The following is a 23,415-nucleotide window of genomic DNA, read 5'->3' on the forward strand; positions in this document are numbered from 1 at the left end:
AATCGCGTCGCCGCAAGTTTACCGCGCCGCCGCGAGTGCCTCATAGGCAGCGCGTGTTACGAAGCCATCGGCCACTTCGCCGCGGGCCGCCTGGAACCTGGCATAGGCCTCCTGCGTGATCGGGCCCAGCCGCCCATCGACCGCTCCCTGATAAAGCCCCAGCCGGATCAGTGCCTCCTGGATGCCCTTGCGCTGCGCCAAATTGGGGAAGGCCGTGTTGCGCGGCCAGTCATCGACGAAGCCACCGCCACCCTTGAGGCGATCCGCCATATGGGCAACGCTCATCGCGTAGCTGTCGGAGAAATTGTAACCCTTGAGCACCAGATAATTCTGGGTCATCAGGAATTTCGGGCCGTCCTTCCCCGCCGGCACATAAAGAAACACCGGCAGGTTTGGATCGGCAAACTGCCGGCCGGCGACACGAGTAATGCCGCGCTCGGCAAAGAACGACACCGGCCGCATCTGCGTTCGGCTTGCCAGCAGATAATCGAAACCCTGCGGCACAACCACTTCCATGCCCCAATCGACGCCGGGCTGATAGCCCAGCGCCCGCAGGAAGCGGGCACTGGTCGCCAGGGCATCTGCCAGCGAATGGTGCAAATCGACGCGGCCGTCCCCGTCACCATCGGTGCCATGGGCGACCACATTGGAAGGATTGACCTGCAAATGCCCGATCGCGCCGGCCCATGAGCCGACCAGCGACTGCGCGTCGAGTGGACCGCGCTGCACCAGTTGCAGCGCTCCGATCAGGTCTGCCTCGTCTTCCACAAGGCGCGTGCGGCGCTGGTGCACCAGGGTTGCCAGGGAGCGCACGATTGGCCGGATCAACTCCGCATTGCCAAGCACCGCGCCATAGTCGGTTTCCATGCCCCAGATGGCGCCAAGAATATAGGGATCGACGCCATAGGCTTGGCCCACCGAGGCAAACAACTGGCTGTTGCGCGCCATCGCCGCCTTGCCCCGCTCGATGCGGCCACCTGTCACGCGCCCTTCGATATAGTCCCACATGGTCGTGGTGAACTCGGGCTGGCTGGACACCAGATTGGGCACGCGAGGATCAGGCGTGATCCCCGCCATGGCCGCGTCGTAGGTTTGGGCGCTGACGCCTGCCGCCAGAGCCTTGCTGCGGAAATTGGCGATGAAACTGCCAAAGTCTTCAACCGGCTGCGCCCATGCAGGCGTCGTCATCAACAGCAGGAGCAAGGCGAGACAGCGCATCATCCTGCCCCTCCGATCAGCGGTTGCGGGTCATCAAATGCCGTTCCCAGGCATAGGCGGATTCCACGATCTCGTTGAGGTTGTCGTGCTGGGGAACCCAGCCGAGCAGTTCGCGCGCCTTTTGTCCCGTTGCGGTCACGGAAGCCGGATCACCGGGGCGGCGTGGGCCCTCATCGACGCGGAAGGGAATGCCCGAAACCTTGCGCACCGTCTCGACCACCTGGCGCACGGAATAGCCCTGCCCATAAGCGCAGTTGATAGTCGTGCTTTCTCCGCCCGCCCGCAAGTGCTTGAGCAGCAGCGCATGGGCGGCGATCAGGTCGGTGACGTGGATATAGTCCCGCACGCAGGTGCCGTCGGGGGTTTCATAGTCGGTGCCGAAGATATCCATCTTTTCGCGCTGGCCCAGTGCCGTCTGGCAGGCGACCTTGATCAGGTGCGTGGCAAAGGGCGTGGATTGGCCACTGCGCTTGGCCGGATCGGCACCGGCCACATTGAAATAACGCAGCACGCCAAAGGTCAGCGGATGGGCGGCCGCAACATCGGCCAGCATCATTTCGGTCATCAGCTTGGAGCGCCCATAGGGCGACATCGGGCTGAGCGGCGTGGTTTCGACCACCGGATCAAGACCGGTCATGCCGTAGACCGCAGCTGTCGAGGAAAAGATGAAGCTCTTGACGCCGCCCAGCACTGCGGCCTCGATCAAATTGCGCGAAGTGGCGGTGTTGTTGCCGTAGTATTTGAGCGGATTGGAGACCGACTCGGGCACCACGATGGACCCGGCGAAATGGATGATCTCGGTGATGCCGTGCTTGTCGATTAGGCCGCGCACGAAATCAATGTCGCCGGCATTGCCCTGTTCGAAAATCGCGCGGCCATCGATTGCCCAATCGAAGCCGGTCGACAGATTGTCCAGGACGACTACGGTTTCGCCCGCATCTGTCAGGTTAAGCACCATATGGCTGCCGATATAGCCCGCGCCGCCGGTAACCAGTACTGCCATCCATTAACCCCTAATGTGCAAACGCTATTTTGCCGTGATGTTATCGCAGAGAAGTTGCGATAGCTTTACGCCCAAATCGAGATGGAGTGCTTACATTGCCTAAACGCGTCAGAACAGCCGTCTTTCCCGTGGCTGGCCTTGGGACACGGTTTCTCCCAGCCACCAAGGCACTGCCCAAGGAAATGCTGACGGTCGTCGATCGCCCGCTGATCCAATACGCGGTGGAGGAAGCGCGCGAAGCCGGCATCGAGCACTTCGTGTTTGTGACCGGGCGCAACAAGGGCGTGATCGAAGACCATTTCGACCGGCAGTTCGAGCTGGAAACCACGCTGGAAGTGCGCGGCAAGACCGCAGCATTGAACGAGTTGCGCAAGGACCTGCCCTCCGCCGGACGGACCAGCTTTACCCGCCAGCAGGAGCCGCTGGGTCTCGGCCACGCGGTCTGGTGCGCACGCGACATCGTCGGCGATAACCCGTTCGCGCTGCTGCTGCCGGACATGCTGTTCAAGGGCGAGCCGGGCGTGCTGCGCCAGATGATGGACGCCTATGAGGAAACCGGCGGCAATGTGATTGCCGTTGAAGAAGTGCCAGAACAGGACGTCTCCGCCTATGGCGTCATCGCGCGTGGCGATGGTCCCGATAGCGGTTTCAAGATTACCGGCATGGTGGAAAAGCCCAAGCGGGAGGACGCGCCGTCCAACCTCATCATCTCGGGCCGCTATATTCTGCAACCGGAAGTCTTCACCCTGCTGGCGGATCAGCCGCGCGGCGCCGGCGGCGAAATCCAGATCACCGACGCCATGCAGACGTTGATGCAGACGCAGAATTTCACCGGCGTGAAGTACCAGGGGCAGAGTTTCGACTGCGGCTCCAAGATCGGCTTCCTGACCGCCAATGTCGTTTATGCGCTGGACCGCGACGATATCCGCGATGGCTTCGTCAAGGAATTGCGCAAGCTCGATCTGGGCGACCAGCTCTAGGTTGCGTGGACCTTTTCAATTTCGCCGCGTCATTCCCGCGAAGGCGGGAATTCCACTTCCCTTCGGCACAAAAGTGGGATTCCCGCGTTCGCGGGAATGACGACGTGGGGATTCATGCCTGCTGTTAGCAAAATCGCTAGATTGCCCACACGCTCTAGCGCGAAACGGTGACGCCCATGGTGACCCTGTGGGCGTCTTCAACGCCATCGACCGAGCTATCTGTGCGGTCATAGCCATAGTCGGCCGTCACGGCGGTATGGGCGTTTACAGCGTAGTCGGCGCCCACGCCCCAGCCATAGGCGCGCTCGGTTTCATCGCTTCCGTCGAACCGCGTTGAGCTTATGCCCGCCAGTGCACGCAGCTCCAGCCAGCGATTGACGGTGTAGCCAAGGTCCAGATCCGCCGCATATTCGATCCGGGTGGTGCCGCTGCTATCCGGCTCCGGCGGAGCCACGATCGTGCTGAAGCCGGCGGCAATGCGCCAGGTGGGATCGGGCCGATAGGTGATGCTGACATCATAGAGCTGGGTGGTGAATTCGCCCAGGCTTGCCTCATCGAAGCGGCGCAGATTGAGGCCCGTCGATAGGCTCGCCTCAAGCGTTTCGCCCCATCGTCCGGTGACGCCGCCTTCGATCGTTCCATCCGTGGCGTCGGTCTTGATCAGGAGGGCCGACGAGGGCTGGTCGAACACGTCGCGGCCCAGGCCTGCCTGCCCGAACACCTCGAAGATCGGCGTCACCTGGAAGCCGACGCGCAAGCCGGTGTCGAGCGACCACACGTCACTGTCGCTATTGTCCTCGGTGCTGCCATCGTTGCGTAGTGTTTCGCCATAGACCGTGCGCTGCGCCGCCCCGGTGAGGCCCACATTGAACTTGCCGAACCGGCGGGTGACGCCCAGATCGAAGCCGCCAGTGCGCGTTTCGGGTGCCACGGCAATATCGCTGCCGACGCCGGGCGTGCCCGCAATATCCTGGGTCAGGGAGAAATTGGCGCCGGCGGAAAGGGATGTGTCACGATCGAGCTCATAACCACCCGATAGATCGAGCCGCAGGTCGGTGACGTCGATATGTTCTTCCTGCGGACGCACGATCTCGGCGCTGGTCGTGATGTTGATCGCCGAACGGCTGCCCTGGTGATCGAAACTGATGGTGGGGACCAGCCGCACATCGAACCGTTCGCCGGCGGTCGCCTTGGTGTAGGTACCACGGAGGGCGGTCGACCAATCGATGTCGAAAAATGGATCATAGGGTTCGCTCAGCTCGTCGCCGCTGGCCAAAACAGGCTCCGCGGGGTAGAGCCCCGGCTGCAGGCGCTCGCTATCTGCCTCGGAGCCGTCGCCACTTGCATGGTCCGGCGCGGCCAACGCGGGCGTGGCAAGGCAGACAGCGCACAGCATGCCCCACCGCCATGTCCAATGCCGCAACGCCAGGGCCAAGGTCTGCTCCGCTAGCCTGAATGAGGAGGATGAGCCTCCATGGCTCGCGCACACCCAAGACAATCGCGGCCGAGGTCACAGTTTCATTGTATGGTTAAGGAACCGTTGCGCAGCGGCTAGCTTTTGGGCTCCACCGCCAACACGCTGCCATTGCTGCCGACGATCCTGACGCGCGTGCCGGCCGGCAGATCATCACCGGAAACCCGCCAGATCGTGTCGCCGAGCACCACCCGACCAAAGCCCTGCTCGATAGGTTCGGCTAGCACCGCCTCCTGCCCGATCAACTGGTCGGCACGGCGGTTGAGGTAGGGGCTGTCGGTTTTTTGTGGCCGATTGCGGCTATAGCGGAGCCAGACTACGATGGAACCCAGCGACAGTACGCCGAAGATCAGCCATTGCAGCGGCCACCCGATCGGCTGAAACAGCAGCATGAGCCCGGTTATGATCCCCGCGACACCCATCCAGACCAGGATGCCGCCGGGCAGGACCAGCTCCAGCGCCAGCAATATCAAGCCGGCGATGATCCAGGACCAGGGGCCGTTGGCTGCGATGAAATCCACGATCTGCATGGCGCCTCGCGTTATTGGCCGGCTGAAGGGGGACGGGCCGATCGCACCGGATTGGGTGCAGCCCCGCCAAAGACTTCCCTGGCGATCTCGGCAATGCCGCCGATCGAGCCGATGACGCTGGCAGCCTCGACGGGCAACATCAGCACCTTCTGGTTGGGCGATGTCGCAATGCTTTCGAGCGCCTTGATGTAATTGTTGGCGACGAAATAGTTGATCGCCTGAACATTGCCGGACGCGATGGCGTCGCTCACCATCTGAGTCGCCTTGGCTTCGGCTTCCGCCGAGCGTTCGCGGGCTTCGGCGTCACGGAACGCGGCCTCGCGCCGGCCTTCGGCTTCCAGTACCTGGGCCTGCTTGGCGCCTTCCGCCTGCAGGATCGCCGACTGACGGCGCCCTTCTGCTTCCAGGATTGCCGCACGCTTTTCGCGCTCGGCCTTCATCTGCCGGCCCATGGATTCGACCAGGTCCTTGGGCGGATCGATGTCCTTGATCTCGATGCGCGTGATCTTGATCCCCCAGGGCGAAACGGCCGTATCCACGACCCGCAGCAGCCGCTCGTTGATTTCGTCGCGGTGGCTGAGCAGTTCGTCGAGATCCATCGATCCCATGACGGTACGGATATTGGTCATGGTGAGGTTCAGGATGGCGTTCTCGAGCCCCGAGATTTCGTAGGCCGCCGCAGCCGCATCGAGGATCTGGTAGAACGTTACGCCATTGGCCGTGATCGAAGCGTTGTCGCGGGTGATGACTTCCTGATGGGGAACGTCGAGTACCTGTTCCATGACGTTGATCTTCTTGCCCACGCCGTCGATGAACGGGACAATGAGATTGAGACCGGGCTTGAGGGTGCGGGTATATTTGCCAAACCGCTCGATGGTATAATTGTAGCCCTGCGGCACCTGCTTGGCCCCTGCGAACAATACGAGCAGCGCCAGAACACCGAGAGCGATCAGGGTTATGCTGAGCCCGTCAAGTGCAAAGCCGTCCAGCAAGTCCATGCCGATTCTCCCTCGGATATTTGTTGCACGACCTTATGGACGGCAAGGTTGCGGCGCAACGGCTTCGCGACGCGGAACAAAGCTGAGGAGAGACTCGTTGGAACGGCAGGATAGTTCCGTGACCAGAGTGTACCATGATGGCCAGCAAAGCTGACACCTTGCTCAAGGAATACCAGGCCAAGCGGGACTTCACCAAGACGCAGGAACCCTCCGGCTCGCGCGAGAGCAGCTCCGGCAAGCAAGGCAATAGCTTCGTCGTGCAGAAACACGACGCGACGCGCCTACATTACGATTTTCGCATCGAGCTGGACGGCGTGCTCAAGAGCTGGGCGGTAACCAAGGGCCCCTCCGACAATCCCACCGACAAACGGCTCGCCGTGAGGGTTGAGGATCACCCGGTGGAGTACGGCAGTTTCGAGGGAACCATCCCCGAGAACGAATATGGCGGGGGCACCGTGATGCTCTGGGACGAGGGCACCTGGGAGCCCATCGGCGATCCGCATGAAGGGCTGGAAAACGGCGACCTCAAGATGCGCATCAATGGGCATCGGATGAAGGGCGAGTGGGTTCTGGTCCACATGAAGGGCCGCGACACCAAGCGCAAATCAGGTCCGGCACGCGAGAACTGGCTGCTGATCAAGCACAAGGACGATCACGCCACCGACGGCAAAATCCTGACGGAGAAGTTCACCACCTCCATTTCCACCGGACGCGATCTGGACGGCATCGCCAAGGGGCTCAAGCCCAAGAAGAAGACCGCCACCAAGCCAGACGCCGTGTGGCACTCCGATGCGGCCAAGGCCGTAGACAATCCCGTGCCGGCCAAGCGCGGCGCAACCGCCAAGCCGTTCCCGAAATATCGCAGCCCGCAATTGGCGACCCTCGCAACAGAGGTGCCCGAGAGCAGCGGCTGGCTGTTCGAGATGAAATATGACGGCTATCGCTGCCTGGCTGCGATTTCCGGCGATCAGGTGAAGCTCTATACCCGCACTGGCAAGGACTGGACCGACAAATTCGCGGCAATCGTGCCGCCCCTGACGCGCATTACCAAGGGAACCGCGCTGATAGACGGCGAACTCTGCGCCTTCGACAGCAAGGGACGCGCGGATTTCTCGACGCTCAAGGACCATCTCTCCAACGGTGGTCCCCTCACCTATTTCGCTTTCGATCTGATCGAGCAGGACGGGGCCGATCTGGTCAGGCTGCCTCTGGTGGAGCGCAAGGCACGGCTCGAAAAATTGCTCGGAAAGATCGAGCAATCCTCGCTGGTGCAATTTTCGGCTCACGTCACCGGCAATGGCCAGAAGGTGTTCGATGCCGTCTGCCGCGAAGGCCATGAGGGCATCATTGCCAAGAACGCCAATGCGCCCTATCGCAACGAGCGAACGCGTGACTGGCTCAAGATCAAATGCGCCAAGCGGCAGGAGTTTGTCATTGCCGGCTGGACGCCGTCGACCAAACGAAAGCACTTTGCTTCCCTGCTGCTGGGTACCTGGGAAGACGGCAAGCTGGTCTATCGCGGCAGGGTCGGCACCGGCTTCAACCAGAAAAGCGCGGAGGACCTGCAGGAGCGGCTGGATGACCTCGCTCGCAAGACCAGTCCTTTTTCAGCGGTACCAAGACCCGTTGCGCGGACCTCCAAATGGGTCTCGCCCGAGCTGGTCGCGGAGATTGGTTTCACTGAATTTACGCCTGATGGTGTGTTGCGACATCCATCCTTTTTGGCGTTGCGTGAGGACAAGCCTGCGCCGGAGGTGAAGCTCGAGGAACCGGTGGCACCTTCGAAAGCATCCCCTGCCCTCAGTTCCGAAGCCGGGATCAATGCGGCCGAGGCCGCCGGCGTCAAGCTGACCAGCCCTGATCGCGTGGTCTATCCCGGCCAGGGCGTCACCAAGGCGCATCTCGTCGCTTATTACGCAGCCGTCGCCGAACGCATGTTGCCCTTTATCGAGAACCGGCCACTCAGCCTGCTACGGTGCCCGCAGGGACGGGCGAAGTACTGCTTTTTCCAGAAGCACGATACGGGCGGGTTTCCAGACGAGATGAAGTCCGTGTTGATTACGGAGAAGGACGGCGCCAAGGAAGATTACTTCTATATCGACGATCTGGGCGGGCTTATTGCCGGAACCCAGATGAATGTTCTGGAATGGCATCTCTGGGGCGCCCGGACCAAAAATGTCGAGCGCCCCGAGCGCATCATCTTCGATATCGACCCCGATGAAGGGCTGGGCTTTGAACATGTGCGCAGCGCCGCAACCGATATTCGCGCGGCACTGGACGATGTGGGCCTGCAGAGCTTTGCCCTTATCAGTGGCGGCAAGGGCATTCACGTCATCGCACCGCTTGAGCCCGGTCTCGAATGGCCGGAGATCAAGGCATTCTGCAAGGCCTTCGCGCAGAACCTGGCCGAGCAATACCCCGACCGTTTCACCGCGAACATGAGCAAGGCCAAGCGCAAGGGCAAGCTGTTCATCGACTATCTGCGCAATGAGCGGGGCTCGACCGCCGTCGCGCCGTGGTCGAGCCGTTCGCGCGAAGGTGCCCCCGCAGCAGTGCCCGTAAGCTGGGACGAACTCAAGACCATCAAGGCCGCGAACCAGTTCAACCTTGCCGCCGCTGCCGAGCGCGCCAAACAGCCCGACCCGTGGAAGGACTATTTCTCCCTCAACCAGACGATCACCAAGACGATGCTGAAAAAAGCCGGGGCAACGTCATAAAAAACTCGGCGTCATTCCCGCGAAAGCGGGAATGACACTGTGGGAGGACACCTAAGGCAGCGGCACGTTCAGGCGCCGGTCGAGAGCGAGGGTCAGTGCGATCACGAGGAACGCGAAGAGGACCATGCCCGCGGCGATCACATGCGCTTCGCCCCATTGCAGGCGTTCGACATAGTCATAGAGCGCGATGGCGATGACCTTGGTCTGGCCCGGAATATTGCCGCCGATCATCAGGACGACGCCGAATTCGCCGATCGTGTGCGCGAAGGTCATCAGCGCTCCGGTGATATAGCCGGAGCGCGCGGAAGGCAGTGCGACGCGCCAGAACCGCTGCCAGTTCGAGGCGCCCAGGCTCGACGCCGCCTCTAGAGGATCGTTGCCGATGGCGAGGAACGCATTGCGCAGCGGCTGCACCATGAAGGGCATGGAGTAGAAGACCGAGCCGATCACCAGCCCGGTGAACGAGAACGCCAGCGTGCGCCCGCCCCAGAGCCCCGCGATCCAGCCACCCGGCCCATTCGGTCCCAAGGCGATCAGCAGGTAAAATCCCAAAACTGTCGGCGGCAGGACCAGGGGCATCGAGACAATGGCCCCGACGATCTCCCGGAAGCGGCTGCCGCTGCGCGCGAGCCACCAGGCGATGGGCGTGCCGATGACCAGAAGGATCAGCGTGTTGATGGCGGCCAGGGCCAGGGTCAGGCCAACTGGGGCCCAGATGTCATCAAGGCTCACCGCGCGACCTCATTCCTCGGCAAGGTATCCGGCAGCTTCTATCACCCCGCGGGCGGCGCTGCCCTTGAGGAAGTCGAGATAGGCCCTGGCGGCAGGATTACCCGCTCCGGTTGTGAGCAGCACGGCATCCTGGCGGATCGATTGATGGTAGTCGCCGGGAACGATCCAGACATTGGACTTGCCGAGCACCTGACTTGCGGCGACGAAGCCTAGCTCAGCATTGCCCGTTTCAATGAATTGCAGGGTCTGCGTGATGTTTTCGCCCATCACCAGCTTTGGGCCGATGGCGTCAACAAGGCCAAACGCCTCGAGAACTTCGAGCGCGGCCGCACCATAGGGGGCGGTCCGCGGATCGGCTATGGCGAGTTTGTCGAATTCACCGTTGGCCAGTGACGCCGCACCGTCGGCGATATCCAGCGAGGTGCTGTAGAGCGCCAGTCTTCCAACGGCATAGGTGAACACGCTGCCTTCAACGCCCAGGCCCTCGGCCACCGCCTTGGCGGGACGCTCATCGTCGGCAGCAAGGAAGATTTCGAACGGCGCGCCCTGGCTGATCTGGGTGAAAAGCTGGCCGGTGGCGCCGAAGCTATAGGTGACCTGATGGCCGCTCGCCGCTTCGAACAGCGGCGCAAGCTCCTCGGCCACTTGGGTGAAATTAGCCGCAACAGCAACATGCACCTTGTCGGCATAAGCGGCTGGTGTCAGCAACAGCCCGGCCAAGAGCGTTCGGCTGAGCGCCCAGATCATCGGAAGCTGCCGGTTGCGTCAGACACGCAGGGCCGACGCTTCGCGGGCGAGCGCTTCGATCCGCGACCAGTCATTGGCGGCGACTGCATCCGCCGGCATGATCCAGCTTCCGCCCACGCAAATGACATTGGGCAGGCCGAGGTAAACCTTGGCCTTGGCCGCATCGATACCGCCGGTAGGGCAGAAGGTGACGTCTGGAATTGGGGATGCAAAGGCCTTGAGCACCGGTGCGCCGCCATTGGCTTCCGCCGGGAAGAATTTGAGGAACGAATAGCCCCGCTCGGCCGCAGTCATGGCCTCGCTCGGCGTTGCAATGCCGGGCAGCAGGGGAATGCCGATATCGTCGGCCGCATCCAGGATGCGTGGCGAGATGCCGGGCGACACCATGAAACGGCACCCTGCATCGACCGATTGCTGCATGTGCAGCGCCGTACGCACGGTGCCCGACCCGACGATGGCGCCTTCTACCTTGCCCATCTCTTCCATCACCTTGAGCGCATTCGGCGTGCGCAGCGTGACTTCCAGAATGGGCAAGCCGCCCGCGACCAGCGCTTCGGCCAAAGGCCGCGCCTGGGACACATCGTCAAGGATGATGACCGGCACCACGGGAGCAAGGGAAAGGATGGAGCGGATGGCAACAGCGTCTTGCGGCATGATCGGCCTCGTTTTTTGGTGTTGAGGAACGGTTAGGAGCTTGGCCGGCTTCCCGCAACCCCGTTGATGGAAACCGCGGCAAAAATCATGTCCTGGTGCTCAGCGGCAAGGCTACCAATTCCCTCTGGGGCGCTATACGTGTTGTTACGTAAGTACAGCCTGGGGACGCCGTGCCGAAGCTGGTTGTCAATGTCGGCCATATGCCGTCCGGCCGTGAACGAGGCCCGCTCGAGGTTGCCTGCAGTTTGCAGGACCGTATCCGCTTCGCTGACCATATCGGAGAGGATGTGTTCGTGGCCGCACGAAGCGGCAGCGGCGATCTTATGATCAAGGCAACAGCCACGCTTGAACGTTTTGCCTCCAGTGGCACCTCCTCCTCCGCTGTCCTCGTCAACATGCGCGCTCTGCCTGTCGAGAAAAAAGTGGCGGAAGGGCCCGAAAAGGCCGTATTCTCATTGTGGGAAGACGCGGAAATGGATTTTACGCAAACCAACGCCAGCTTGCCATACCCACGCCTTGACGAGGCAGCCACCGCTTTTGTCTCTCTCGACATCTATGGCGAGATCGCCCGGCAGGTACGCGAAGACCGCGACAGCCGGTGCAGTTTTTCCGGCGTGGAGGTCTCGATAGGCGAGGGCACGGCCACGCCTATCGTTCCGCTCGATAGCGGCGGCAAGGTTCATGCCCGCAATTTCATCTTCCTCCATGATGAACCAGCGCAATTGTTCACCCAGTTCGGCTGGACCATCGGGCCCGATCTCGAGATCATAGCCGATGCCTGGGCGACGGGAACAAGTGTCCTGTCGACCATCAATCCCACCGGCAAGCTGCTGGTCGGTGAAGACCAGCGCCAATGGCCGGACGAGCGGGCGCTGGCCTGGCACCGCCAGCAATTCCTCGATCGCCTGCGCTGAGACTATTGGTAGCGCGCTTTTTAGCGTCCCAGCACCGCGTCCACTTCGGCGCGGGTGGGCGGCTTGCAGCCTTTGCGGCCGCAGTTGATGCCGGCAACGACTGCACCAAAGCGCAACATATCGCTTAGTGCGCCGCTGCCCAAGGTGGAGAGCTTGCCGGGCTTGAGAAGTCCGCGCTCGTTGAGCCAGGACAAAATCCCCGCCATCAGACTGTCCCCCGCTCCCACCGTGTCGCCGAATTGGGGCGGGGCGTAGATGCTGGCATCGGCGTGCCCTGCAGTCGTGAAGGCACGTGAACCTTTTTCGCCCAGGGTGACTACGACAAGCTCGCAATTGGCGCGCGCCAGCAGATCTGCCGCATGCTGCTCGATGCTCTTGCTGCGGTCGAGCGCTTCAAGGTCTTCTTCGGATACTTTGACCAGATGGGAGAGGTCGAGAAACTGCGACAGGCGCGTCCGATAGCCCTCGAAATCATCGACAAGGCTGGGGCGCACATTGGGGTCAATGGAAATGGTGGCGCCCCGGGCAATCGCTGCCTGCACGATTTCGAGCCAGATAGCAGCCTCGTCCGGCTTGATGGGGCAGAAGCCGCCAATCTGGTAGAGGCTGAGGTCTTTCGGCAAGGCAGCGATGGCCTTGGCAGCATCGATGGCGCCATCGGCCGAGCGGTAGAAGCCATAGCGGGCATTGTGGTTGGCGTCGAAATTAACCACGGCGAGCGTCGTGTATTCCGCCACCCGTTCCGGCAATAGCGTGGTGACGCCCGCTTCGGTGAGCGGCCCCAGCAGGTAGTCGCCAAAAGCATCGGCGGAAATCGGGCACAGGAAGCCTGTAGCATTGCCCAGCTTGGCCAGTGCTATGGCGCAATTATAGGGTGAGCCGCCCTGATGGGCCGTCATCACGATCTGCCCCTCGCCATCACGGCCGATAAGCTTGCCATCGGGCAACGCCACTTCGGCCTTCAGATCGATCAGACTTTCCCCACCGACAACAAACATAGGCTGCTCTCCCCACTATGGCCGCTGCCAGATAGCATTTTTGATGGGCTTGTCACCATCGGCTGCGTGCTTGGTCTTGTTGCCATTTTGGCGCGCTTCGACTGGTTGCAGCGTGTATTTGCGCGGGAAACCCTTGCACAAGTCCGTTGACGGGACGGCTTGATGCTGTTCAATCGCCACCCAAATGCTGGCACTCGGCAACGCTGGGCCCCGGCACAAACAATGGGGGACGGCCATTTGCAATTCTTGGCTCTAATTATTCGCGCGATCAGCGCTCTCAACAGGGCAGTAGGGGAAGTCCTTTCCTGGCTTGCTCTGGTCTGCGTTCTAGTGTGCTTCGCTGTCGTGGTTCAGCGCTACTTCTTCAATGTCAGCACGCTGTGGATGCAGGACCTTTATGTGTGGGTCGGTGGCGCCATGTTTACCGGCGTAGCGGGCTTTGCCTTGCTACGCGATGACCATGTTCGGGTGGATATTTTTTACCGGCCTGCCTCGATCAAGCGCAAAGCCGCAGCGGACCTGTTCGGTGTCCTCGTGTTCCTGCTGCCGTTCATGTATGTCGTGCTTTATTATGGCTGGCCCTCGGTGCGGCGGTCCTGGGGCTTCTACGAAGCCTCCGGCAATATTGGCGGCATGCCGGGCCTGTTCATCCTCAAGAGCTTCATCATTCTGTTCGCCGTCCTTGTGGGGCTGCAGGGCATAGCCATGGCGTTGCGCGCCATCCTTGTCCTGACCGACCGTGAGAGCCTCTTGCCCGACCATCTGCGCTATGGCGCCAACGACGCCAAGGAAGTGCATTGATGGATCCAGTTCTGATCGGAGAAATTCTCGCCGGGCTGATGTTCGTCGGCGTTATCGGCGTGCTCATGCTCGGCTTCCCGGTGGCGTTCTCGCTCGCGGGCACGGCACTGATCTTTGGCCTCGTGGGCTGGTGGCTGGGCGTTTATGACCCCTCCAATTACGGCTCGCTCTTTGGCCGCTATATCGGCCTGATGACCAATGAGGTGCTGGTCGCAGTGCCGCTGTTCGTGTTCATGGGCGTGATGCTGGAACGCTCCGGCATTGCCGAGCAATTGCTGCTGACCATGGGCAAGCTGTTCGGCAATCTGCGCGGCGGACTTGGCTTGTCGGTCATTCTCGTGGGTGCACTGCTCGCTGCGTCCACCGGCGTGGTCGGCGCCACCGTCGTCACCATGGGCCTGATCTCCCTGCCGGCCATGCTGCGGGCTGGATACGATCCCAAGCTCGCAACCGGCGTCATCTGCGCCTCCGGCACGCTGGGGCAGATCATTCCACCCTCGACGGTGCTGATCTTCATGGCGGACATGCTCTCGGGCATCAACGCCCAGGTGCAGATGGAGAAGGGCAATTTCGCGCCCGAGCCGGTTTCGGTGGGCACCCTGTTCGCCGGAGCTATCATTCCCGGCCTGCTTCTGGTGGGACTCTATGCCAGCTGGATGATCTTCAAGGCCATCACCGACCCCAAATCCTGCCCCGCAACCCCGGTTCCCGCTGAAGAGAAGGGTGCCCTGCTGCGTGAAGTCGTCGTGGCCCTTCTCCCACCCTTGCTGCTGATCCTGGCGGTTCTGGGATCGATCCTGGCGGGTATCGCCACCCCGACCGAAGCGGCCTCGGTTGGCTCCGTGGGCGCGATGCTGCTTGCCGCCCTCCGCTGGCGGCTGAGCCTGTCGATCCTGCGCCAGGCGGTGATCTCGACCGCGACCATCACATCGATGGTGTTCATCATCCTCTTCGGTGCGGCGGTGTTTTCCATCGTCTTCCGCATGATGGGCGGCGACAATCTGGTGCACGAGTTCCTGTCGTCCATGCCGGGCGGCGCGATCGGCGCCACGATCATCGTCTTGTTCATCATGTTCCTGCTCGGGTTCATCCTGGACACGTTCGAGATCATCTTCATCGTGATCCCGATCACCGCGCCTGTGCTGCTGGCGCTTGGCGTGGACCCGATCTGGCTGGGCGTGATGGTGGGCGTGAACCTGCAGACCAGCTTCCTGACGCCGCCGTTCGGGTTCGCCCTGTTCTATCTTCGCGGGGTGGCGCCGCCGCGAGTGACCACCGGCATGATCTACAGGGGCGTCGTTCCCTTCGTCATCCTGCAACTGATCGGGCTGGGTATCCTCTTCATCTTCCCCGATCTGATCACCTGGTTGCCCGGGCTGATCTACAACTGAAAGCAAAAGGCCCGGGACGCGTCCCGGGCCTTTCTCTTTTGGACTCTCAGGTCGGACTATTCGAACTTGATGTACTTCTCGCGAGCGACGAGATAGGGCATGTCCGTGCCCTCGGTGCGCTGGCGCAGCAGGTTGAATGCCGACACGAAGCTCTCAACCGTCTCCTTGGTCAGGGCATCGCCGCTCTCGCGGATTTCGGCGATCAATTCCATCGAGGCCTTGGCGCCGGCCTCCACGATATCTTCGGGGAAGCGGCGAACCTGCACGCCATGCTCGGCCACCAGCGCGTTGAGGGCGCGCGGATCGTTGGCGTACATGTCGGAGGCGACCTGGTCATATGACGACTGGGCGCAAACGCGTACGATCTCCTGCAGGTCTTCCGGCAGTTCGGCGAACTTGGCCTTGTCGACCACCAGTTCGGTGGCCAGCCCCGGTTCGACGAAGCTTGGGAAATAGTAGTTCTTGGCAATCTGGTAGAAGCCCAGCGCCAGATCGTTATAGGGGCCGACGAATTCGGCCGCATCCAGGGTACCGGACTGCAACGCCGCGAAGATATCGCCTGCCGCAAGATTGGTCACCGAAGCGCCAAGCTTGGCCCAAACCTGTCCACCCAGGCCCGGCGTGCGGAAGCGCAAGCCCTGCACGTCTGCGACGCCTGTCAGTTCATTGCGGAACCAGCCGCCGGCCTGCGTTCCGGTATCCCCCGACATGAAGCCCTGCACGCCGAACTGGTCGTAGATCTTGTCCCAGATCTCCTGACCGCCGAGGTAACGCACCCAGGCCGTGAGCTCGCGGTTGGTCATGCCGAAGGGCACGCCGGTGAAGAAGCTGAGCGCCTGGCTCTTGTTCTGCCAGTAATAGGGCGTGCCATGGCTCATCTCGGCCGAGCCATCGATCACCGCATCCAGAGCCTGCAGCCCCGGCACCATCTCGCCTGCGGCAAAGACCTGGACGGTCAGCCGGCCACCGGACGCCTTGGTAATCCGGTCTGCCAGCGTCTGGGCGCCGACGCCGAGTCCTGGAAAGTTCTTGGGCCAGGTGGTGACCATGCGCCAGGTGATGTTGCCCTGGGCAATGGCCGGCGCCGCAAGGGTCGTGGCAGCAGCCGCGCCGATCGTAGCGACCGAAGCGGTTCTAAAGAATTCGCGTCTCTTCATTAACGTCCTCCCATGACCGCGCGCCCTGTTGCGCGCGGGACCGATGCCACGCATGCCAGGGCAGCGGATGCATCGATTGCCGCAACAAAAGCAATCTCGCGGCTTTCTGTCCAGTATGTTGTTCGCAATGTTGAGGAATTTACGCTGACAAAAAATACGATGGTGCGGGGATTAAACACGGGCGAGCGGTGTTGACGTTGACGAGGGCCGCAAGAGCATGGCTCTCGCAATCAGGAGGAAATTCCCATGCGACTTCGTTCGATTCTGGCTGGTGCTGCGGCTCTGGCAATGCTTGCGGCGCCATCCCTGGCGGAAGAATATCTGGGTGGCGCGGTCAAGACCGTCGATATCGGCGGCCAGCAGGTGCTGACCGACGCCGACGGCATGACGCTTTATATCTTCGACAAGGACACCGCCGGCGACGGCAAAAGCGTGTGCAATGGCGACTGCGCCGTCAAATGGCCACCGCTGATGGCTGCCGAGGACGCGCAGGACGAGGGCGACTTCACGGTGGTGACTCGCGATGACGGCTCCAAGATGTGGGCTCATGAAGGCATGCCGCTCTACTATTGGTACGAAGACACCGAACCCGGCGACACCAGTGGTGACGGCGTTGGCGGTGTCTGGCATCTTGCAGTGGATTGATCCCCACGGGCATTAATTTTTGAGCGATTTCCTCGACCAGGTCGAAACTTGCGTGCCAGCCCTTCGGCGCTATGCCCGGGCGCTGACGCGCAATGCCGACCTGGCCGATGATCTGGTGCAGGATTGCCTGGAGCGGGCGATATCACGACAGGGATTGTTCAGACCTCGCGGTCCGTTGCGGGCCTGGCTCTTCACCATCCTGCTCAATCTCCACCGCAATGCCCTGCGCTCGTCTCGGCGGCGCGGGCAGGAGGTGGATATCGAAGCAATCGAGGAACCCTCGACGCCAGCGCCACAGCCCGGCCATATCGCCCTGGCCGAAATGGCGCGCGCCATCGAGACCTTGCCGGCTGAGCAGAAGGAAGCGCTGCTGCTGATCGCCCTTGAAGGTCTGTCATATCAGGAGGCCGCTGACATCTTGAAGATTCCACTGGGCACGCTGATGAGCCGGCTGGGCCGGGCCCGCGCCGCCCTGCGAGCGGCGACCGGCACGCCCTCCGAGCCGCATTTGAGGACCGTCAAATGAGCGAGATCAACCGCGACACGCTGATGGCCTATGCCGACGGACAGCTCGACAACGCCGGCCGCCAGCACGTTGACGCCTATCTGACCGCCAACCCCGATACGGCTGCTGAAATTGCGCTGATGCAGCGCCAGTCCGACGCGATCCGCACGCTGTTTGCGCCCGCGGGAGCCGAGCCGGTGCCAGCACGTTTGAAGCCGCGCCGCATAGCGGCCGAGCAATCGCGCCACCGCAGGGGTGCTGTCGGGTGGGCTGCGGCAGCGGTCATCCTGCTCGGCGTGGGTCTTGGTGCCGGCTGGTTCTTGCGGCCGGTGCTGGATAGCCGACCGCCCAGCGCGACGCTGATTGCCGATGCGATCAACGCCCACACCGTCTACGTCGCCGAGAACCGCCATGCGGTGGAAGTTGGCGGCGAGGACAGCGAGCATTTGACGAGCTGGCTGTCCAACCGCCTCGAAACCCAGCTGGGCATGCCGAACCTCGATGCCGAAGGCTTTAGCCTCGTCGGTGGGCGGCTCCTGCCGGGGGAGCCCGAACTGGGCGGAAGGGCAGCGCAGCTGATGTATGAGAGCGCCGACAAGGAACGCGTCACGATCTATGTCACCGCTGCCCTGCCGGACGGACAACCCGCCTATGAATTCACCCGCTATGACGGCGCCGAGGCATTCTATTGGGCCAATGAGCGGATCACCTGCACGGTCGTCGGCACCCTTCCCGAGGAGCGCATGAAGGCGCTGTCGCGGGCCGTTTATACGCAGTTGACCGAGGGCGACGACGGCAGGGAACGCTATCGCAGCTAGCGATTGGTCGCTGGCGCGTTGCGCGGCGGCAGGTCGTTGGAATAGATATTGTGCAGGCCGACATTGAGGATATCCCGCTCGCCGCACAGGGCCATGGTGATGTCGAGTTCCTTGGCGATGATGTCGAGCACGCGGGTGACCCCTGCCTCTCCGCCGGCGCCGAGGCCATAGAGCATCGGCCGGCCGATGAAGGTGCCCTTGGCGCCATAGGCAAGCGCCTTGAGCACGTCCTGGCCGGAGCGGATGCCGCTATCAAGGAAGACTTCGGTGCGGTGGCCGATGGCGTCGATGATCTCGGGCAGTACGCGGATGGTGGACGGCGCGCCGTCGAGCTGGCGGCCGCCGTGATTGGACACGATCACCGCATCGGCGCCGTTGTCGACTGCAGCGATGGCGTCGTCGGGATCGAGCACGCCCTTCACGATCACCGGACCACCGAAGCGCTCCTTGACCCATTTCACGTCGGCCCAGTTCAGGGTCGGATCGAACTGTGAGGCGGTCCATTCCGATAGCGACGCCAGATCGTGCCCACGCCCATCCACATGGCCCACGATATTGCGGAAGCTATGGCGCTTCGTCTGCAGCATTTGCAGGCACCACAGCGGGTGCTGGATCATTTGCCAGACGGAATAGGCGTCGAATTTGGGCGGAGTGGACAGGCCATTGTGAATGTCCTTGTGCCGCTGGCCCAGGATCTGCAGGTCCATGGTCAGCACCAGCGCCGAAACCTTGGCGGCCTTGGCGCGATCGATCAGCCGCTCGATGAAGGCGCGGTCGCGCATGACATAGAGCTGGAACCAGAACGGGGCCGTGGTGTTCTCGGCGATATCCTCGATGGAACAGACGCTCATGGTCGAGAGGGTAAAGGGAATGCCGTATTTTTCGGCGGCCCTGGCGGCCTTGATCTCACCATCGGCGATCTGCATGCCGCCTGTAGCCGCCGGCGCGATGGCAACCGGCATGGTGACCGGCTTGCCCAGCATGGTCGATTTTAGGTTGCGGCCTTCAAGGTTTACCGCGACCTTCTGGCGGAGCTTGATCTTGCCGAAATCGCTCTCGTTCTCGCGATAGGTGCTTTCGGTGTAGCTGCCGGTGTCGGCATATTCGAAGAACATCTTGGGCACGCGGCGGCGGGCAGCCGTCTTCATCTCGTCGACGGTCAGGATCTTGTCGAGTGCGGCCATGCTGATGCTCCGGTTTCGCTTGCCCTAGCAACTAACATGTTAGCCGTCAATCAGCCGCGCCAAAGCGCCGCCCTCGACGCGGTTTCTTGTCAGCGTGCACGTGGCGAGGCCCTGCCTCGGTAAGTTTTAGTGTGTGAGACAGAGCCTCGCCACATGCGATGGGATTTTCTGGCGCGCGCGACTCTGGCTCCGGGCCACCATAGACCCGGTAACACTTCCGCTTGCCTGCAGGGATCACGACATCCCTGCCCCATCTGACAACAACACTAGCCGGTTCGCGCGACCCGCTGGGCGTGAAGTTGGTAGGGGCAGGATAGCGCGTGGGAGATGGAGGGGGAGAAGATGGATAGGTTTGGGGTGGGACAGGTGGGGTGAGTAGGGTGCAGGGAGTGGGGTGTCTGCCCCGGAACTTCCACACCCACCGTTGCTTCCCTCGGGCCTGACCCGAGGGTCTCTCTTCGCTTGTGCCGTGGGGAGAGTGGCCCTCGGGTCGAGCCCGAGGGTGACGATCCGGAGATAATCCAACATTAAGGTTCAGCGGTTGGATATCCCCGTTCTTGGTCTCACGCCCTGCGCCTCACCGAATAAATCCAGCACCCCCTTGCCGCACGCTCTGCCATCGATTCATATGCGGAAAACAGGAGGAACCGGCATGGCTCAGGGTGGCGCGGCGCTGGAAATCATCGATCAGAAGTTCAAGCGGCTGACCATTGGGTCGGCGGTGCTTGAGGTGCTGCATGAGGATTGCCGTTGGGCGGAGGGGCCGGTGTGGTTCGGCGATGGCGGGTATCTGGTGTGGAGCGACATCCCCAATAACCGGCTGCTGCGCTATATTCCGGAGGTGGGGGTTTCCACCTTCCGGGCGCCATCGAACTACATCAACGGCAATACGCGCGACCGCGAGGGGCGGCTGGTGTCGTGCTCGCATGGGGCGCGGGCGGTGTTGCGCACCGAACTCGATGGCACCATCACCACGCTGGTCGACAGCTACAACGGCAAGCGGCTCAATTCGCCCAATGATGTCGTGGTCAAATCCGACGGCACGATCTGGTTCACCGATCCGACCTACGGCATTTTGTCAGACTATGAGGGCTATAAATCCGAGCCCGAGCAGCCCGGATGCCATGTCTACCGCTTCGATCCGGCAGATGGTTCGTTGACCGTGGTGGCCGACGATTTTGCCAAGCCGAACGGGCTGGCTTTTTCGCCCGACGAAAGCATCCTTTATGTGTCTGATACCGGACGCAGCCACGATCCCGATGTGCCCACCCATATCCGCCAGTTCAGTGTGAATGGTGCGAAGCTGGGCAATCCCGGGGTGTTCACCGTGCTCGACAATGGTTCGTCGGACGGCTTCAGGCTCGACACCGATGGCAATATCTGGACCAGCGCCGGGCCGGGGGTGAATGTTTATGATCCGGGCGGGAATTTGCTGGGCCGCATCAAGACGGGGCACGCGACATCCAATGTCGCCTTTGGCGGGGCGCGGCGCAATCGGCTGTTCATCACAGCCAGCCAGCATTTGATGTCGATCTATGTGACGGCGACTGGCCTGCAGCGCCCTTGAGCGATGCTGCCGCGTTCATAAAGGCCAACCTGCGATTGGAGCCGGTGCCGGGACTATCCGGCATTCGGCTTTACACCGCACATTCGGGTAGCCGGCTCTCGCGGTTGGCGGACGACGAGGACGCTCCGCCACCTTATTGGGCGTATCAGTGGGCCGGCGGGCTGGCGTTGGCGCAGCATTTTCGGCGTGAGCCGGGGGTGGTGCGGGGCAAACGCGTGCTGGATCTGGGTGCTGGATCGGGGCTGGTGGCCATTGCGGCGGCGCAGGTGGGCGCGACGGCGTTCGCGGCCGAGATCGATCCGCATGGGCGGGCGGCGATAGGGCTCAATGCGGAGGCCAATGGGGTGGCGGTGGAACTGATCGATGTTGATCTGGCGGGGGAGCCGCCAGGCGGGATCGACGTGATTGCGGCGGGGGACGTGTTTTATAATGCCGAGGTCGCGGTGCAGATGCTGCCGTTTCTGGAGCGATGTGCGAGGGCGGGACTGAGCGTGTTGGTCGGCGACCCGGATCGGCGGGATTTGCCCTTGGACTGGCTAACCGAGATTGCAGCCTATCCGGTCGGCGATGTGGGAGACACGCGGACAAATACGGAGCGGGTCGGACGGGTTTACGCTTTGACCCACCAACAGACCTCATCCTGAGGTTGTCGAACCACGAGGTCTCAAGGCGCAGCTCAGGATGGCCCCCGGCCTGCGCCGGGGTGACATCGAGTGTGTGGTGGACAGGTAGCAGACCCGCCAACCTACATCGTCGCCCCGACCTGCCAGGGCACGAACTCGTTGTCGCCATAGCCCAGATCTTCAGACTTGGTGTGCTTACCCGAGGCGATTTCGATCAGCATGTCGAAGATCTGCTGGCCCTTGTCTTCGATGGAGACGCCTTCGACGATGTCGCCGCAATTGATGTCCATGTCGTCGGTCATGCGGGCATACATGTCCGAATTGGTGGCCAGCTTCATCGATGGCACGGGCTTGCAGCCATAGGCGGAGCCCCGGCCGGTGGTGAAGGCCAGGATATTGGCGCCGCCAGCCACCTGGCCCGTTGCCGAAACCGGATCAAAGCCGGGGGTGTCCATGAAGACGAAGCCCTTTTCGGTCACTGGCTCGGCATATTCGTAGACGGCGGTGAGCGGGGTGGTGCCGCCCTTGGCCGCGGCGCCAAGGGACTTTTCAAGGATTGTCGTCAGCCCGCCCAGCTTGTTGCCGGGTGAGGGATTGTTGTTCATCTCGCCATGGTTGCGCTGGGTGTAATCTTCCCACCAATGGATGCGGGAGATGAGCTTTTCGCCCACTTCGCGGGACACGGCGCGGCGGGTCAGCAGGTGTTCGGCGCCGTAGATTTCGGGTGTTTCCGACAGGATGGCGGTGCCGCCATTGCGCACGAGAATATCGGCGGCATAACCGAGCGCCGGATTGGCGGTGATGCCGGAATAGCCATCGGAGCCACCGCATTGCAGCGCCAGCGTCAGGTGGGACGCGTCAACCGTTTCGCGCCGCGCCGCAGCGGCGATGGGGAGCATCTCCTTGACCTTCTCGACACCCCACTCGATCATCTTGCGCGTGCCGCCACGCTCCTGGATGGTCATTGACTGGAAGGTTTCGCCTTCGGAAATGCCGTAGATTTCCTTCATGCGGCCGATCTGGAACACTTCGCAGCCCAGGCCCACCAAGAGCGCTGCGCCCAGATTGGGGTTGGACGTATAGCCCCATTGGGTGCGCTTGAGGATATCGAAGCCCTCGCCGCGCGATTCCATGCCGCAGCCCGTGCCATGCACGAACGGCACGACGCCATCGATCTCGGGATAGTCGTCGAGAATGCCGGAACGGTTCACCGCGTCGGCAACGAATTTGGCGACGGTGGCCGAGCAGTTCACCGAGGTCAGGATGCCGATATAATTGCGGGTGCCCACCTTGCCATTGGCGCGGCGATAGCCCTGGAAGGTTGCGCGCTGCTCGAGCGGGATCATGTCGGGCGGAATGGCGCCTTCGGTGAAGGCATAGTCGTGCTTGAGCGTGCCGTCGGCGCCACCCATGCCGCAATTGTGCTCATGCACCCAATCGCCCGGCGGAATGGCCTCCGAGGCAAAGCCGATGATCTGCCCGAATTTGAGGATCGCCTCGCCCGGCGTGATCGGGCGGGTGGCAAATTTATGCCCCTTGGGAACGCGGCGAACGATCGCGACGCCTTGCGGCGTTGGCGTGCCGACATCGAGATTGGCGAGGGCCACGGCGATATTATCGGCGCTGTTGAGCACCAATGTGCGGGCCTCGGGGCGGATCATGGTTTCGGACATAGGGCAGCTTTCGGGGGACGGGTCTCAACTTCGCTTTACCCGGTCCGCGATACCGGCCAGATTGCGCGCGGCAATCGGCAGGAAAC

22 protein-coding genes are annotated in these 23,415 nt (G+C 62.2%); 10 read left to right on the forward strand and 12 right to left on the reverse strand.

The genetic code is table 11. From position 1 onward, the window contains the following. Positions 1 to 18: 18 nt before the first annotated feature. Positions 19 to 1,221: a lytic murein transglycosylase gene (locus C8264_RS10020; protein ID WP_108460854.1), complete on the reverse strand. Its 1,203-nt coding sequence runs from the start codon at positions 1,219 to 1,221 to the stop codon at positions 19 to 21. 13 nt (positions 1,222 to 1,234) lie between these two features. Next, positions 1,235 to 2,221, reverse strand: a complete 987-nt coding sequence (galE, locus tag C8264_RS10025; RefSeq protein ID WP_108460855.1) for a UDP-glucose 4-epimerase GalE — start codon at positions 2,219 to 2,221, stop codon at positions 1,235 to 1,237. 95 nt (positions 2,222 to 2,316) lie between these two features. Between galE and galU the strand changes: the two genes are divergently transcribed. Next, positions 2,317 to 3,201 (forward strand): UTP--glucose-1-phosphate uridylyltransferase GalU, encoded by an 885-nt coding sequence (gene galU / locus C8264_RS10030; protein WP_108460856.1) that lies wholly within the window; start codon positions 2,317 to 2,319, stop codon positions 3,199 to 3,201. Positions 3,202 to 3,355: 154 nt separating this feature from the next. Here the strand turns inward: galU and C8264_RS10035 are convergent, their stop codons facing one another. The 3 genes from C8264_RS10035 to C8264_RS10045 all read right to left on the reverse strand — a co-directional run bounded on the left by C8264_RS10035 (position 3,356) and on the right by C8264_RS10045 (position 6,203). Continuing rightward, a complete protein-coding gene (locus C8264_RS10035) occupies positions 3,356 to 4,636 on the reverse strand; it encodes an outer membrane beta-barrel protein (RefSeq protein WP_162783560.1) in 1,281 nt (426 codons plus the stop codon). A 116-nt stretch (positions 4,637 to 4,752) separates the two neighbouring features. Continuing rightward, the gene (locus C8264_RS10040) at positions 4,753 to 5,205 is read right to left on the reverse strand and encodes an NfeD family protein (protein ID WP_108460858.1); all 453 of its coding nucleotides are present in this window, start codon (positions 5,203 to 5,205) and stop codon (positions 4,753 to 4,755) included. 11 nt (positions 5,206 to 5,216) lie between these two features. Continuing rightward, entirely contained in the window at positions 5,217 to 6,203 is a 987-nt protein-coding gene (locus C8264_RS10045; protein ID WP_108460859.1) for an SPFH domain-containing protein, read from the reverse strand. A gap of 137 nt (positions 6,204 to 6,340) precedes the next feature. Here C8264_RS10045 and ligD point away from each other — a divergent pair, with 137 nt between their 5' ends. After that, entirely contained in the window at positions 6,341 to 8,920 is a 2,580-nt protein-coding gene (gene ligD, locus C8264_RS10050) for a DNA ligase D (protein ID WP_108460953.1), read from the forward strand. A 51-nt stretch (positions 8,921 to 8,971) separates the two neighbouring features. Here the strand turns inward: ligD and modB are convergent, their stop codons facing one another. Genes modB through eda form a run of 3 tightly spaced genes read right to left on the reverse strand, consistent with a single transcriptional unit; the run spans position 8,972 to position 11,053 of the window. Continuing rightward, positions 8,972 to 9,652: a molybdate ABC transporter permease subunit gene (modB, locus tag C8264_RS10055; RefSeq protein WP_108460860.1), complete on the reverse strand. Its 681-nt coding sequence runs from the start codon at positions 9,650 to 9,652 to the stop codon at positions 8,972 to 8,974. Between the two features lie 9 nt (positions 9,653 to 9,661). Then, positions 9,662 to 10,399, reverse strand: a complete 738-nt coding sequence (gene modA, locus C8264_RS10060) for a molybdate ABC transporter substrate-binding protein (RefSeq protein ID WP_108460861.1) — start codon at positions 10,397 to 10,399, stop codon at positions 9,662 to 9,664. Positions 10,400 to 10,417: 18 nt separating this feature from the next. After that, positions 10,418 to 11,053, reverse strand: coding sequence for a bifunctional 4-hydroxy-2-oxoglutarate aldolase/2-dehydro-3-deoxy-phosphogluconate aldolase (gene eda, locus C8264_RS10065; RefSeq protein WP_205245658.1), 636 nt, complete (start codon positions 11,051 to 11,053; stop codon positions 10,418 to 10,420). 170 nt (positions 11,054 to 11,223) lie between these two features. On the opposite strand from eda, the gene C8264_RS10075 reads away from it, so the two are divergent. Continuing rightward, complete coding sequence (locus C8264_RS10075; RefSeq protein WP_162783561.1) at positions 11,224 to 11,967, forward strand: hypothetical protein; 744 nt, start codon at positions 11,224 to 11,226, stop codon at positions 11,965 to 11,967. Between the two features lie 20 nt (positions 11,968 to 11,987). On the opposite strand, the gene C8264_RS10080 is transcribed toward C8264_RS10075, so the two are convergent. Further along, positions 11,988 to 12,965, reverse strand: coding sequence for a PfkB family carbohydrate kinase (locus tag C8264_RS10080; RefSeq protein ID WP_108460865.1), 978 nt, complete (start codon positions 12,963 to 12,965; stop codon positions 11,988 to 11,990). 237 nt (positions 12,966 to 13,202) lie between these two features. Between C8264_RS10080 and C8264_RS10085 the strand changes: the two genes are divergently transcribed. Then, entirely contained in the window at positions 13,203 to 13,766 is a 564-nt protein-coding gene (locus C8264_RS10085; RefSeq protein ID WP_108460954.1) for a TRAP transporter small permease subunit, read from the forward strand. Further along, the gene (locus tag C8264_RS10090) at positions 13,766 to 15,157 is read left to right on the forward strand and encodes a TRAP transporter large permease (RefSeq protein ID WP_108460866.1); all 1,392 of its coding nucleotides are present in this window, start codon (positions 13,766 to 13,768) and stop codon (positions 15,155 to 15,157) included. The genes C8264_RS10085 and C8264_RS10090 overlap by 1 nt, the downstream gene beginning before the upstream one ends. A 56-nt stretch (positions 15,158 to 15,213) precedes the next feature. On the opposite strand, the gene C8264_RS10095 is transcribed toward C8264_RS10090, so the two are convergent. After that, positions 15,214 to 16,314 (reverse strand): TRAP transporter substrate-binding protein, encoded by a 1,101-nt coding sequence (locus C8264_RS10095; RefSeq protein WP_108460867.1) that lies wholly within the window; start codon positions 16,312 to 16,314, stop codon positions 15,214 to 15,216. Positions 16,315 to 16,560: 246 nt separating this feature from the next. On the opposite strand from C8264_RS10095, the gene C8264_RS10100 reads away from it, so the two are divergent. The 3 genes from C8264_RS10100 to C8264_RS10110 are packed head-to-tail and all read left to right on the forward strand — an operon-like array spanning position 16,561 to position 18,282. Continuing rightward, positions 16,561 to 16,959 carry a COG4315 family predicted lipoprotein gene (locus C8264_RS10100; protein ID WP_108460868.1) on the forward strand — a complete coding sequence of 133 codons (399 nt, stop codon included), beginning with the start codon at positions 16,561 to 16,563 and terminating at the stop codon, positions 16,957 to 16,959. A 19-nt stretch (positions 16,960 to 16,978) separates the two neighbouring features. Beyond that, complete coding sequence (locus C8264_RS10105) at positions 16,979 to 17,485, forward strand: sigma-70 family RNA polymerase sigma factor (RefSeq protein WP_108460869.1); 507 nt, start codon at positions 16,979 to 16,981, stop codon at positions 17,483 to 17,485. Further along, positions 17,482 to 18,282 (forward strand): anti-sigma factor family protein, encoded by an 801-nt coding sequence (locus tag C8264_RS10110; protein ID WP_108460870.1) that lies wholly within the window; start codon positions 17,482 to 17,484, stop codon positions 18,280 to 18,282. The genes C8264_RS10105 and C8264_RS10110 overlap by 4 nt, the downstream gene beginning before the upstream one ends. On the opposite strand, the gene C8264_RS10115 is transcribed toward C8264_RS10110, so the two are convergent. Further along, positions 18,279 to 19,466, reverse strand: a complete 1,188-nt coding sequence (locus C8264_RS10115; RefSeq protein ID WP_108460871.1) for an alpha-hydroxy acid oxidase — start codon at positions 19,464 to 19,466, stop codon at positions 18,279 to 18,281. The two genes, C8264_RS10110 and C8264_RS10115, sit on opposite strands and share 4 nt — an antisense overlap. A 652-nt stretch (positions 19,467 to 20,118) precedes the next feature. Between C8264_RS10115 and C8264_RS10120 the strand changes: the two genes are divergently transcribed. Next, entirely contained in the window at positions 20,119 to 21,033 is a 915-nt protein-coding gene (locus C8264_RS10120) for an SMP-30/gluconolactonase/LRE family protein (protein ID WP_108460872.1), read from the forward strand. Next, positions 21,030 to 21,677: a class I SAM-dependent methyltransferase gene (locus C8264_RS10125; protein WP_108460873.1), complete on the forward strand. Its 648-nt coding sequence runs from the start codon at positions 21,030 to 21,032 to the stop codon at positions 21,675 to 21,677. The genes C8264_RS10120 and C8264_RS10125 overlap by 4 nt, the downstream gene beginning before the upstream one ends. Before the next feature lie 101 nt (positions 21,678 to 21,778). Here the strand turns inward: C8264_RS10125 and C8264_RS10130 are convergent, their stop codons facing one another. Beyond that, the gene (locus C8264_RS10130) at positions 21,779 to 23,329 is read right to left on the reverse strand and encodes a UxaA family hydrolase (protein ID WP_245893048.1); all 1,551 of its coding nucleotides are present in this window, start codon (positions 23,327 to 23,329) and stop codon (positions 21,779 to 21,781) included. Positions 23,330 to 23,415: the final 86 nt, after the last annotated feature.

The sequence above is a fragment of the Devosia naphthalenivorans genome, assembly GCF_003056355.1.
Classification (GTDB): domain Bacteria; phylum Pseudomonadota; class Alphaproteobacteria; order Rhizobiales; family Devosiaceae; genus Devosia; species Devosia naphthalenivorans.

Excerpts from the sequence above, each read along its gene's own strand:
- C8264_RS10115 (WP_108460871.1), bottom strand. The coding sequence starts at position 19,466 with ATGGCCGCACTCGACAAGATCCTGACCGTCGACGAGATGAAGACGGCT.
- C8264_RS10020 (WP_108460854.1), bottom strand. The coding sequence starts at position 1,221 with ATGATGCGCTGTCTCGCCTTGCTCCTGCTGTTGATGACGACGCCTGCA.
- C8264_RS10100 (WP_108460868.1), top strand. The coding sequence starts at position 16,561 with ATGCGACTTCGTTCGATTCTGGCTGGTGCTGCGGCTCTGGCAATGCTT.
- C8264_RS10045 (WP_108460859.1), bottom strand. The coding sequence starts at position 6,203 with ATGGACTTGCTGGACGGCTTTGCACTTGACGGGCTCAGCATAACCCTG.
- C8264_RS10110 (WP_108460870.1), top strand. The coding sequence starts at position 17,482 with ATGAGCGAGATCAACCGCGACACGCTGATGGCCTATGCCGACGGACAG.
- galE (WP_108460855.1), bottom strand. The coding sequence starts at position 2,221 with ATGGCAGTACTGGTTACCGGCGGCGCGGGCTATATCGGCAGCCATATG.
- eda (WP_205245658.1), bottom strand. The coding sequence starts at position 11,053 with ATGCCGCAAGACGCTGTTGCCATCCGCTCCATCCTTTCCCTTGCTCCC.
- C8264_RS10095 (WP_108460867.1), bottom strand. The coding sequence starts at position 16,314 with ATGAAGAGACGCGAATTCTTTAGAACCGCTTCGGTCGCTACGATCGGC.
- C8264_RS10080 (WP_108460865.1), bottom strand. The coding sequence starts at position 12,965 with ATGTTTGTTGTCGGTGGGGAAAGTCTGATCGATCTGAAGGCCGAAGTG.
- C8264_RS10090 (WP_108460866.1), top strand. The coding sequence starts at position 13,766 with ATGGATCCAGTTCTGATCGGAGAAATTCTCGCCGGGCTGATGTTCGTC.
- C8264_RS10120 (WP_108460872.1), top strand. The coding sequence starts at position 20,119 with ATGGCTCAGGGTGGCGCGGCGCTGGAAATCATCGATCAGAAGTTCAAG.
- C8264_RS10130 (WP_245893048.1), bottom strand. The coding sequence starts at position 23,329 with ATGTCCGAAACCATGATCCGCCCCGAGGCCCGCACATTGGTGCTCAAC.
- ligD (WP_108460953.1), top strand. The coding sequence starts at position 6,341 with ATGGCCAGCAAAGCTGACACCTTGCTCAAGGAATACCAGGCCAAGCGG.
- modA (WP_108460861.1), bottom strand. The coding sequence starts at position 10,399 with ATGATCTGGGCGCTCAGCCGAACGCTCTTGGCCGGGCTGTTGCTGACA.
- C8264_RS10040 (WP_108460858.1), bottom strand. The coding sequence starts at position 5,205 with ATGCAGATCGTGGATTTCATCGCAGCCAACGGCCCCTGGTCCTGGATC.